Consider the following 11,645-nt stretch of genomic DNA (forward strand, 5'->3'; position numbering starts at 1 on the left):
AAGGTAAAAGCTAGATGAAAGGCATGAGATTGCTGTTTAAGTCCTTTATGAATTTCCTGACGATAGAAATAGAGCAAGGTGCTAAAAAATAGAATTTCATGGAGGAATGTAAAATGAAAAAAGCGTTAATTATTTGTGCAGGTGGTATGTCATCTTCTTTATTAGCAAAAAAAGCAACAGAATATCTAAAAGGAAAAGAGCATGATATTGAAGTGGATGCTGTTTCAGCGACAGAGGGCGGGAAGAAAATAGAGAATAGTGATTTTGATTTATTCTTAGTGAGTCCACAAACAAAAATGTATTATCAAAATCTGAAAAAGGCTGGCGATCGCGTTGGTAAACCAGTGGTAAATATTCCGCCTCAAGCGTATGTTCCGATTCCAATGGGGATAGAAAAATTAGGTAATTTAATTTTGCAGGAGCTGCCGGAATAATCATTCGTTATTAATAAATATTTATATTGCTTTATATCAACTATAAAGGGGGATATTCAATGAATCAGGAACAAATACAGAGCGTAGCCTTTGAAATCATTTTGCACAGCGGGTCATCGAGAACCATGATACATGAAGCCTTTGCAATGATGCGAAATAACGAATTTAAAAATGCTGCAGACAAGCTGGATGAAGCAAATGAAGAAGTATTATTAGCGCACCAGTCCCAAACGGCGTTATTGCAGCAGTATTCATCCGGAGAAACAATCAATATGGAAATTATTATGGTTCATGCACAGGATCATTTAATGACTACGATGACATTAAGAGAAGTTGCGTTAGAAATGTTATATCTATATGAAAAACTCGACAAAGATAAATGAGGGGTTTGAATATGAAAAACGATGCGAGGGCACAAATCGAACTAAATAGGAAAAAGCTAAGTATTAAATCGATGTACTTTAATCGGTATTTATTAGTTAGATATGTTTCCGCATTATTCTTTTTTACTAATTTATACTGGTTCATGTCATTGTTGATGAGTGATTCATCACTGTATTTTATCCCGTTGATATTAATGGTTGTATTGGTTATCAGTACCATCGAGCAAGTGAAAATATATGGTCATCATTCTAATATTGTCAAATATACAAAGTATTGCTTTACCATTTTACTTGTTACAAATATGCTTTTAATTGTACCGGCATGCTTTACTTCATCATTCAATCAATTATTCCCCTTTCTTGTAGCGGAAGAGAAATCTAAAATATTGGTTTTAAGTATTTTGATTGCCGGTGTATTACTGAGTACGTTGATTCTCTATCGTTTAAACAAGATTAAACATAATGAAGACAAGCATTATGAACGAATTAAAAGTTTTGAAAGGGCTGTCAATTAATAAAAAGAAATGAGGGAGTACGATGGCTTCAGAAAACGGAGAAAATAAAGTATTTGCTTTTTTGGAAAAATATTTGATGGGTCCCATGGGGAAAGTTGCATCTTTTCGTATTGTACGTGCCATTATGGCTGCAGGGATGGCTTCGATTCCGTTTGTAATTGTAGGTTCGATGTTTTTAGTGTTAAACGTATTGCCGCAGACACTTACATTTTTACAAGGCTTTTTCGATAATACATTTTTTAGAATCAGTGATTTATATATGTTAGCGAATAAAGCAACGATGGGAATATTAGCAATCTATTTCGGTCTTGTTATCGGTTACGAATATACAAAAATTTATGCCGAGGAGGAAGAGCTTAATCTAAGTCCTTTAAACGGAGCTTTACTATCTATGTTTGCCTTTTTCATCACTATTCCGGAAATCGTATTAGAAAATGGCATGATGTCTCTCGTGCATCAGATTGATGAAAATAATACAACAGTTCATGGATGGCAAATGGTTGAAGACGGTGTCAGCCGTCTAGGGGCGACAGGAATATTCACAGCAATTCTGATGTCTGTCTTAGCTGTGCAAATATACCGGCTCTGTGTGAAGAAAAATTGGGTTATCAAAATGCCTGAAGCGGTACCAGAGGGTGTATCCAGATCGTTCACTGCATTGATTCCGGCGTTTTTAGTTGCCTTTGCTGTATTGGTGGTCAATGGTATTTTAATTGCATTAGGCACGGATATATTTAAATTAGTAGCAATTCCGTTTGGATTTGTAGTGAATATTACAAACAGCTGGTTAGGTATACTGGTTATTTACTTTGTTGTGCATGCGCTTTGGATTGTAGGTATCCATGGAGCAACCATTGTATTTGGATTCTTGACACCAATCTTTCTTTCCAATATTCAATCTAATATCGATGGTGCGAACATTCCGCTGGCAGGGGAATTTAATAATGCGTTTGTAACGATTGGCGGATCTGGAGCAACATTAGGTTTATGTATATTTATTGCATTTATGGCAAAATCGAAGCAATTGAGTGTTTTAGGTAAAGCGGCACTTGCACCGGGGATTTTTAATATCAACGAACCATTAATATTTGGATTACCGATAGTTTATAATCCATTCTTAGCTATTCCGTTCTTCTTAGCTCCAATGGTATCAGCTTCCATCGGTTATTGGGCAATTAAATTAGGGTTTGTTGAATCGATTATCGCTATGATGCCTTGGCCTACTCCAGTTGGTATCAGCGGATTTATTAGTACAGGCGGAAGTTATATGGCGGCAATTGTTTCCGTGCTTTGTGCTTTTGTAGCATTTCTGATCTGGCTTCCATTCATTAAAATGTATGATAAGAAATTAGTTGATCAGGAAAAAGGGGAAGATGCGTTGATTTAATTTAGCACAAGAAATAATTTAACAAGAAATATTGTGAAGGCGTTGTCGTTATCGACTACGCCTTTCAAGTTTATCCTGCATTAGCCATTCAGCTTATATGTCTCATGTGCCATTGATTCCAAAATATAAAGCACAGGTACCTGTGTGGTAATATTTGCGTTCTCAAACCACTCTTCCGTTACATAGTAAGGGATATTGATATCTGATATTTTAGCAACCGTGGAGTGTTTGTTGTTGGTAATGCTAATAATTTTACTTCCTTCTTGTTTCATTTGATTAAGATGCGTAACTGCAAAATTTGTTTCTCCAGAGACAGATAGAGCAATGACAGTGCTATTATATCGCAGACTGGAATGGACCGGGAAAAGCGGGTCTTTAATATACATCGAAAATTTACCTAAGCTTGAAAAATACCTTGACCCATATTCGGCCAGGATCCCTGAGGTGCCTATTCCAATGAAAATAACACTATCTGCTTTACTTACCAGCTTAGCAGCTTCTTTAATGTCTTCTTCGATATCGCCCTTCAGTGTCCGATCAAAAAATTCTGTTACAGCATGCTGTGTATCCTTTAAAATTGTCTTTTTATTTTCTTCCAGATACATTTTCAGCTTTACTTTAAATTCGGAAAAACCTTCACAATTTATTTTTCTGCAAAAGCGCAGGATAGTAGCTGTGGATACATGGGTTTCATCAGCAAGCTCGCGAATGCGCATATAAGCAACCTTTTCACTATTTTTACTGATATAGTTATACAAAGAAGTCTCTAACTCATTGAATGAAGCAATCATCTCGTGTGTAAACATGATGCACACTTCTCCTTTTAATAAGAAATTAACTCTATAAACAAGTATAACACAGGTTGTTACATCCTTGTAACAAATGACTTCTCTTGTTATTAAAAACGAAATGCTTCCTTTCTATTTATATCTGATTAAATATTGGTACAATTAATATATAAGTTCAGTTTCTTCTTTAATAGAGTTAAATAGATTGAAATGTTTTTTAAAATTTTTGGAGGTGTAAAGGATGGCAAAAGGTATAAAAATTGCAACAATTGGTGGCGGATCAAGTTATACTCCGGAATTAGTAGAAGGATTTATTAAACGGTATGATGAATTTCCATTAAGTGAACTGTGGTTGGTTGATGTGGAAACAGGAAAAGAAAAGCTGGAGATTGTCGGAAACCTTGCAAAACGAATGATCAAAGAGGCTGGTCTTCCAATCGATGTACATTTAACATTGGACCGCAGAGAGGCTCTCAAGGATGCTGATTTTGTAACAACTCAATTTCGTGTCGGCGGTTTAGATGCACGTGCTAAGGATGAGCGCATTCCAGTGAAGTATGGTGTACTTGGTCAGGAAACAAATGGAGCTGGCGGACTGTTTAAAGGGTTACGTACAATTCCAGTGATTTTGGGAATCACAAAAGATATGGAAGAGCTTTGCCCGAATGCATGGCTGATCAACTTTACGAACCCGGCCGGCATGGTTACCGAAGCTGTATTACGCTACTCCAATATTGATAGAGTAGTCGGTCTATGTAATGTGCCAATTGGTATGGAGATGGGGGTCGCTAAATTATTAGATGTCGATCATTCACGAATTCGGATTGATTTTGCAGGACTGAATCATATGGTATATGGGTTAGAAGTTTATCTGGATGGAGTGAGTGTGAAGAAAGAGGTAATTGAAAAATTATCTGATCCGGAAAACTCCAGCTTTGTTAAAAATATTGATGGCATGGGCTGGGAGCCTGAATTTATTCAAGCGTTAGATGCCTTAACATGCCCATATCATATGTATTATTATAAATCGAAAGAAATGTTAGATAAAGCGATCGAAAGCTCTAAGACAGAGGGGACACGTGCTGAGGTTGTTCAGGCATTGGAAAAAGATTTATTTGAACTTTATAAAGATGAAAACCTTAGTATCAAACCACCTCAATTAGAAGAGCGAGGCGGAGCATATTATTCGGATGCAGCAGTTCGGTTGATTACATCTATCTACAATGACAAACGTGATATTCAACCAGTAAACACAATGAACCGTGGTGCCATTGCGAGTATCCCTGCTGAATCAGCGGTTGAAGTCAGCTGTGTGATTACAAAAGACGGTCCTGTTCCATTGGCAGTTGGAGATCTTCCTGTTGCTGCCCGCGGACTTGTACAGCAAATTAAGTCCTTTGAGCGTATTTCAGCAGAGGCAGCTGTGACAGGGGATTATAATAAAGCGGTACTTGCTTTAACAATTAATCCGTTAACGCCAAGTGATAAGATTGCGAAAGAAATTATTGATGAGATGATGGAGGCGCATAAAGCACATCTTCCTCAATTTTTCCAAGAAGAAGTAAGCGTGAATTAATACAGGTGCCAGGATTTGAAAGGTGAGAAAAAGTGCAGAGCAAAATGCTGCACTTTTTCTTGCATGAATGGATAAAAACAAATCTCCGCCACGTTGTAATAGTTGCGTAAAGTAAGGGGATATTCACATGATTAAATTAGTACTGACGGATATGGATGGAACGTTCTTAAATAACCGCGGTGATTTTAATAGAAATTTGTACAATGATGTAAAAAAGATAATGCGTGAAAAAGACGTTTTTTTGCTCCTGTTACGGGCAAACAATGCGAGCGTGTCGAGGAACTGTTTGGTGATGATGTAAATGATTTATGGATTTTAGGAGATAGTGCCACACGAATTAAGCACAATGGCGAATTTGTTTATGAATCATTGCTGGGCAATAAATTAGGGTTGGAAATTATCCAGCTGCTTGAGGAAATAAGTCTGGAGCATACGATTATTGCATGCACAAAAGAGGCAGCAGTCGTTAAACAGGACATTTCACAGGAAGAAGCAGCAATTGTCAGAGGGTCCTATGCGCAGGTCAGGCAGGTTGCTGATTTTAAGGAAATAACGGATGATTTTGTTAAGATAACGATTCATGACCCTTCCTTGAATTGTTTTGAAACAAGAGAAAAATTAGCACCTTTTTTTGAATCAGCTTATATTGTGGCTTCCGAAGCAGCCTGGATTGATATTGCAGATGCAAATGTTCATAAAGGAACGACTGTCGAACAGCTGCAGCGGATGTTAAATGTTTCTCCGGAAGAAACGCTTGCCTTCGGTGATGGTTATAATGATATAGAATTGATGAACAGGGCAGTATATAGTTTCGCCGTCCAAAATGCAGTACAAGAATTAAAAGATACTGCCAATTTTATCACGCGTTCTAATGAAGAGGATGCCGTGATGAGAACAATTATTCAATTATTAGCTTTGCAGGAAAGTACAAAGGTTACAGAGTAGAGGACATTTAAAGGCTGGGTTAGGCTGGACTACAATTATATAAATAGATGAGAAGGGAAAAGGGGCTGCTGTACGATCAGGTAACCGATTGTGCAACAGCCTCTTTGATTTATTTAAAATAATAGACCTTCTTTAAAGCAACGCAAATTGGGATAGCTATCAGAATGCCCAGGACACTTTGGACGATATCCCCAGGTATAGAAGCCAGTGGTGTAATCCAGTTTCCGTATAGAATGGACTCACCAATGTAATAAATAGCAATCATAAATGGAACAGAAACAATTGTCGCTGTCATGTTTAAAGCGATGCTATTTCCTTTGCGGCCTTGAAACCAGGCAATTTTACCAACGATGTAACCTTGCAGCCCGCGCGCTATAATTGTTATAGGAGTCCACAATAGCCAGCCCCCGATCATATCAAATAATCCCATTCCGATTGCTCCGGCCAAGGCACCTTTTTTTGGTCCGAATAAAATAGAGGCAATAAAAAGCATAGCTGTACCCATATGTACTAGCCCTCCATTTGCAGCAATCGGCAGTCTGAAATTTAGGAATGCGGTAGAAATAAAAATGAGTGCGATTAGCATAGAAGTAATGATTAAGTCTTGTGTTTTTTTACGTGTCATTAAATAAGCTGGTGTATTCTCCATATTTAAACCTTCCTTACTTGAATTATTTTTATTACTTTAGCAGAATATTGACCTATCTTTAAGTGTCAATTCATGAAAAAATAACAGGGTCAGTTAAACGATGAGCTGAAAACGATCATGTAATCTGAAATAAACGATCCGTTCCCGTCAATATCGCCTATTACCTTTAATGACAAGCCAATCTTCAAATGATAAAATAGAAAAAGTTTCAGTTCGTTCAAGGAGGTTCATATGAAAAAAGTTGCTGTGCTTCAAGATTTATCATCCTTTGGGAAATGCTCTTTAACTGCTGCAATCCCTGTTCTTTCCGTCATGGGTGTTCAAGCCTGCCCTTTGCCAACAGCAGTTTTATCTGCACAAACGGCTTATCCGAGTTATTTTTGGGAAGATTTCACTTCTAGAATGAACTATTTTACAGAGGAATGGGACAAGCTCGGGGAAACATTTGATGGGATATTTACTGGATTTGTAACTGGCGGAGAGCAAATTAAAAATATTTTTCATTTTTTAGATACGTTTTATACGAAAGAAACAAGGTTGCTGGTAGATCCGGTCATGGGGGATGATGGAGAAGTCTATAAGATTTTTACCGGGGGATTATTGGAGGAAATGAAAGAATTAGTGAGACATGCAGATGTGATTACACCAAATGTGACAGAATGCTGTTTATTGTCTGGATTATCTTATGAGAAGTTACATAGCTATTCAAATGGCAAGGATTATATACAAGCGTTGAAGGAAGCAGGAAATAACCTGCAGCAAGCAACGGGTGCTGAAGTCATTATTACTGGCGTGAATCCTCCGTCAATTGATTCAAAAGAGCAGTTTATCGGTAACTTGTATTTAGATAAGAATAAAACGTTTTACCATGAGATGGAGTATAACGGGAAAAGCTATTCAGGTACTGGCGATTTATTTGCTTCCGTCATGATGGGGAGCATCATGCGTGAAGATAGCCTGGAAAATGCTGTACAGCTTGCTGTCGCATTCCTCAAAGAAGCTATCCAGGATTCATCGAAAGAAAAGGTTCCTGAAATAGAAGGGATCAATTTTGAAAAATATTTGGGGATGTTGATTGAAAAAAATACGTAAGGTATTTCTTCTTCATTTGCCTACTTTATTTAAAAAAGCGGCAGGATCACTGGTGATGCTGTCTGTGATAAATTCAGGCAAAGATAACGATTCCTTTTTCAGCTTTACCTGCAAAATAAGAAATTCAAGCGCAAAAAACCCCCGAAATCCATTCGGGGGTTTTATCGTTATTACAGCTCTTCGCCATTGGTCGCAATGACATTTTTATACCAGTCAAAGCTTTTCTTTTTCTTACGGCTTAATGTGCCGTTACCTTCGTTGTCACGGTCTACATAAATATAACCGTAGCGTTTTTTCATTTCACCAGTGGATGCACTGACAATATCAATGGGGCCCCAGCTGGTATAACCGATGATGTCCACGCCATCCTCGATTGCTTCTCCCATTTCGTTAAGATGTTTTTTCAAATAATCGATGCGATAGTCGTCGGTGATAGTGCCATCTGCATTTATTTCATCCTTCGCGCCAAGGCCATTTTCTACAACAAACAATGGCTTTTGATAGCGGTCGTACAGCTGGTTAGCTGTAATGCGGAAGCCTTTTGGATCAATGGTCCAGCCCCATTCCGATTTAGAAACATATGGATTCGAAACGGAACCAAAGACATTGCCGCTTGTAGCATTTTTTAGAACTTCAGGGTCGGTACTGGTTGTCCGGCTGGAATAATAGCTAAATCCAATATAATCCACAGTGTTGTCTTTTAAGATTTGCTCATCTTCCGGTTCCATTTTGATATTCAGGTTATGATCTTTAAAGAAACGTTTCGCATAGCCCGGATATTCTCCTCGTGACTGTACATCAATAAAGAAGAAAGATTCACGGTCTTTTTCCATTGCTTTGAAAACATCATCTGGATTGCTTGTATATGGATAGAACATACCCGCAGCCAGCATACAGCCGATTTGTGCATCTGGAATAATCTCATGACATGCTTTTACCGCTTTGGCGCTTGCTACAAGCTGGTGATGGGCAGCCTGATAAAGTACTTGATCGCGGTTAGCTCCTTCTTTAAGGACGATGCCTGCTCCCATGAATGGAAGGTGCAGCAGCATATTGATTTCATTAAATGTCATCCAGTATTTTACTTTATCTTTGTATCTCTCGAAAATCGTAATCGAATATTTTTCAAATAAATCAACGAGTTTTCTGCTTTCCCAGCTGTTATACCGTTCAATCAGGGATACAGGTACATCAAAGTGTGCGATGGTTACAACGGGTTCAATATTGTGTTTACGTAACTCATCAAACAAATCATCATAAAATTGAAGACCAGCTTCATTAGGAGCTGCGTCATCTCCATTCGGGAAAATACGTGCCCATGAGATAGAGAGTCTAAATGATTTGAAGCCCATCTCTGCGAACAATGCGATATCTTCTTTATAGTTGTGATAAAAATCAATCGCTTCGTGACTAGGGTAGAAATCTTCTGGATTCGGCTTGAGATCGGTAATATGGCCTTCCATTATCCCTCTTCTTTTCTCTCCGGTAGGGAGTAAGTCAACGTTTGTCAGTCCTTTTCCATCTTCAAGATAAGCTCCTTCTACTTGGTTAGCAGCAATAGCGCCGCCCCATAGAAAACCTTCTGGAAATCGTTTGTTATTTGTCATGAAAATTCCTCCTTGCATTTTTATAAATATTCTTTTTACACTTTTGTAATAATTAATACATCTTCTTTCATTATTGTATCACCCGACACAATTTCAAGCTCATTATAAGCCTTTGTATTCGTGATGACGATAGGGGTGACGACAGAATATCCAGCCTGTTTGATTTGATTGATATCAAATTCAACCAGCAAATCTCCTGCTTTTACTGTATCCCCTTGCTTCATACGTGCTTCAAAGAATTTTCCATCTAATTCTACGGTATCCATTCCAATATGAATCAGAATTTCTGCGCCATTGTCTGTGGTCATACCGATAGCGTGATTCGTTTTAAAGAGTGTGGTAATGACCCCATTTGCCGGAGCATACATCCTGCCTTCACTTGGTTGGACCGCAACGCCTTTACCCATTGCTTCGGAAGCGAATACGTCATCAGGAACGGACGTTAATGGAATGATATCTCCATTTGCAGGGCTTAAAATATTTTCGTTTTGGACGGTAATCTCTTGATTGGTCTGCTTCACATCATCTTCAACCAATGCTTGGTCTTGAACTTCTTCTTGCATTTTTTCATCGCCGACGACCGCTTCGGTATTTTCTTTTTGATTAATACGTCCGAAGAAGTATGTTAATACGAAGGCAACGATAAATGCTACAATGATGGATACCAGCATACCCCAGAAACCGCCGTCAATCCCGTTTTCCGGATGGATAAATGTCGGGATTTTAAATACACCCAAAGGTCCTGCACTGTAAAGCGCTGCACCTGTCATAGCAATAATCGCACCACCAGCGGCAGATCCGATACAGCTCATAACAAATGGTGTTTTCAATGGCAGGGTAATCCCGTAAATCGCAGGCTCTGTTACACCAAAGAACCCGGAGATAAAGGCAGGGAAGCTGAGCCTTTTTAGTTTTTTATTCTTTGTTTTTATCCAGACAGCAAGTACTGCACCGATTTGTGCGAAGGAAGCAGCAAATGTCATCGCGATGAGCATATCAAACCCTTGCACAGCTAAGTTATTATAATAAATTGGAATAATACCCCAATGAATACCGAAAATAACTAATACTTGCCAGAACCCGCCGACAACGATACCGGCAATGACCGGGACGGCTTCATAGCCTGTTTGGATGGCATATCCAATGGATTGTGCCAGCCATGTTGCGATAGGACCAATAACAATAAATGTTAATGGAACAATGATAAGCAATGTTAAGAATGGCACGATAAACGACTTCACCACTTGCGGAATAATCGCCGCAAACCAGCGTTCTATTTTCGCCGCAAAGTAAGTGGATAAAATAATCGGTACCACGGAAGCGGTATAGCTCATTAAGATAATTGGAATTCCTAAAAAGGATACTTGTACGGGTGATTCTAAAATCGTCCCGCTGAATAATGTCATGAATGGTTCGCTTTCTCCGATTCCTGCGAGGTTCGGGTGAACAAGCGCAGCAGCAATGGCCATACCAAGGAAAGGTGTGCCGCCAAATTTTTTCATGGCTGTGTAACCTAAGAATATAGGTAAGAATGTGAAGAAGCCATCACCAATCACATTCAGTATTTGCGACGTACCACTGGTATCTTCTAACCAGCCCAGCGCGATGAACATTGAGTTAAATCCTTTGATAATACCTGTTGCCATCAGTAAAGGAAGAACTGGGATGAAGATATTCGAAATAATATCGATGAAGCTGGAGAATAACCCTTTTTTCTCGTCATCCTTAGCTTCATTGTCATCTTCTTGTTTCTCATTTTCGAACCCGCCTACAGCAACGACTGCTTTGTAAACATCCGGAACATGGTTGCCGATGACGACTTGATATTGTCCGGAACTTTCCCGGACAGTGACGACATCCTCATGATTCTCTAATGCCTTTCGATCCGCTTTTTGGGAGTCCCTTAATCGGAAACGGAGTCTTGTCACACAGTGTGTTACGCTATTTACGTTCTCTGTGCCGCCGACTAATTCAATAATCTCTTCAGCTAACTGCTCGTACTTCATCTTTTTCCCCGCTTTCTAATTTTATTTGAATGACTGATTGCAAATAAAAAACCTGAACGAATTAGAATAGACGCAAAGAGATTGCATCCTTCCATTCCGTTCAGGTTATGCCCAAAATAGGTAACATTCCTAAATTTGTATATATAATTGTTTTGTTAATTAACACCTATAATTTATCACGGGTGCTATAGGAAGTCAATAAATTTTTTAATCGTTTTCATAAACTCTGGCAAGTAAAAGATTTTTGCCTAATCAGAAGCTGA

The 11,645-nt window shown here is 38.6% G+C and carries 10 protein-coding genes and 1 pseudogene; 7 read left to right on the forward strand and 4 right to left on the reverse strand.

Annotated elements, in window-relative coordinates; translation table 11 throughout:
* Positions 1–113 precede the first annotated feature (113 nt).
* From MKY45_RS02875 to celB, 4 genes are read left to right on the forward strand one after another with little or no spacing between them, the layout of a single operon-like run.
* Entirely contained in the window at positions 114–434 is a 321-nt protein-coding gene (locus MKY45_RS02875) for a PTS cellobiose transporter subunit IIB (RefSeq protein WP_042531517.1), read from the forward strand.
* 59 nt (positions 435–493) lie between these two features.
* Positions 494–817, forward strand: coding sequence for a PTS cellobiose transporter subunit IIA (locus MKY45_RS02880; protein ID WP_042531519.1), 324 nt, complete (start codon positions 494–496; stop codon positions 815–817).
* Positions 818–828: 11 nt separating this feature from the next.
* A complete protein-coding gene (locus MKY45_RS02885) occupies positions 829–1,332 on the forward strand; it encodes a hypothetical protein (RefSeq protein WP_042531521.1) in 504 nt (167 codons plus the stop codon).
* A gap of 22 nt (positions 1,333–1,354) precedes the next feature.
* Entirely contained in the window at positions 1,355–2,719 is a 1,365-nt protein-coding gene (gene celB, locus MKY45_RS02890) for a PTS cellobiose transporter subunit IIC (RefSeq protein ID WP_193062748.1), read from the forward strand.
* Positions 2,720–2,799: 80 nt separating this feature from the next.
* On the opposite strand, the gene MKY45_RS02895 is transcribed toward celB, so the two are convergent.
* Complete coding sequence (locus MKY45_RS02895) at positions 2,800–3,525, reverse strand: MurR/RpiR family transcriptional regulator (protein ID WP_042531525.1); 726 nt, start codon at positions 3,523–3,525, stop codon at positions 2,800–2,802.
* Between the two features lie 223 nt (positions 3,526–3,748).
* Between MKY45_RS02895 and MKY45_RS02900 the strand changes: the two genes are divergently transcribed.
* The gene (locus tag MKY45_RS02900) at positions 3,749–5,083 is read left to right on the forward strand and encodes a 6-phospho-beta-glucosidase (protein ID WP_289584727.1); all 1,335 of its coding nucleotides are present in this window, start codon (positions 3,749–3,751) and stop codon (positions 5,081–5,083) included.
* Positions 5,084–5,210: 127 nt separating this feature from the next.
* A pseudogene (locus MKY45_RS02905) lies at positions 5,211–6,028 on the forward strand (HAD family hydrolase).
* Between the two features lie 109 nt (positions 6,029–6,137).
* Here MKY45_RS02905 and MKY45_RS02910 read toward each other — a convergent pair.
* A complete protein-coding gene (locus tag MKY45_RS02910) occupies positions 6,138–6,677 on the reverse strand; it encodes an ECF transporter S component (protein ID WP_193062754.1) in 540 nt (179 codons plus the stop codon).
* Between the two features lie 231 nt (positions 6,678–6,908).
* Between MKY45_RS02910 and MKY45_RS02915 the strand changes: the two genes are divergently transcribed.
* On the forward strand, positions 6,909–7,769 hold the full coding sequence (locus MKY45_RS02915; RefSeq protein ID WP_256705603.1) for a pyridoxamine kinase: 861 nt from the start codon (positions 6,909–6,911) through the stop codon (positions 7,767–7,769).
* Positions 7,770–7,939: 170 nt separating this feature from the next.
* On the opposite strand, the gene MKY45_RS02920 is transcribed toward MKY45_RS02915, so the two are convergent.
* Positions 7,940–9,376 (reverse strand): 6-phospho-beta-glucosidase, encoded by a 1,437-nt coding sequence (locus MKY45_RS02920; protein ID WP_042531541.1) that lies wholly within the window; start codon positions 9,374–9,376, stop codon positions 7,940–7,942.
* A 35-nt stretch (positions 9,377–9,411) separates the two neighbouring features.
* Positions 9,412–11,382, reverse strand: coding sequence for a beta-glucoside-specific PTS transporter subunit IIABC (locus tag MKY45_RS02925; protein WP_341172460.1), 1,971 nt, complete (start codon positions 11,380–11,382; stop codon positions 9,412–9,414).
* Between the last annotated feature and the right edge of the window lie 263 nt (positions 11,383–11,645).

It is taken from the genome of Oceanobacillus sp. FSL K6-0251, from assembly GCF_038004725.1.
Taxonomy (GTDB): Bacteria; Bacillota; Bacilli; order Bacillales; family Amphibacillaceae; genus Oceanobacillus; species Oceanobacillus oncorhynchi.

Excerpts from the sequence above, each read along its gene's own strand:
- MKY45_RS02875 (WP_042531517.1), top strand. The coding sequence starts at position 114 with ATGAAAAAAGCGTTAATTATTTGTGCAGGTGGTATGTCATCTTCTTTA.
- MKY45_RS02880 (WP_042531519.1), top strand. The coding sequence starts at position 494 with ATGAATCAGGAACAAATACAGAGCGTAGCCTTTGAAATCATTTTGCAC.
- MKY45_RS02885 (WP_042531521.1), top strand. The coding sequence starts at position 829 with ATGAAAAACGATGCGAGGGCACAAATCGAACTAAATAGGAAAAAGCTA.
- celB (WP_193062748.1), top strand. The coding sequence starts at position 1,355 with ATGGCTTCAGAAAACGGAGAAAATAAAGTATTTGCTTTTTTGGAAAAA.
- MKY45_RS02895 (WP_042531525.1), bottom strand. The coding sequence starts at position 3,525 with ATGTTTACACACGAGATGATTGCTTCATTCAATGAGTTAGAGACTTCT.
- MKY45_RS02900 (WP_289584727.1), top strand. The coding sequence starts at position 3,749 with ATGGCAAAAGGTATAAAAATTGCAACAATTGGTGGCGGATCAAGTTAT.
- MKY45_RS02910 (WP_193062754.1), bottom strand. The coding sequence starts at position 6,677 with ATGGAGAATACACCAGCTTATTTAATGACACGTAAAAAAACACAAGAC.
- MKY45_RS02915 (WP_256705603.1), top strand. The coding sequence starts at position 6,909 with ATGAAAAAAGTTGCTGTGCTTCAAGATTTATCATCCTTTGGGAAATGC.
- MKY45_RS02920 (WP_042531541.1), bottom strand. The coding sequence starts at position 9,376 with ATGACAAATAACAAACGATTTCCAGAAGGTTTTCTATGGGGCGGCGCT.
- MKY45_RS02925 (WP_341172460.1), bottom strand. The coding sequence starts at position 11,382 with ATGAAGTACGAGCAGTTAGCTGAAGAGATTATTGAATTAGTCGGCGGC.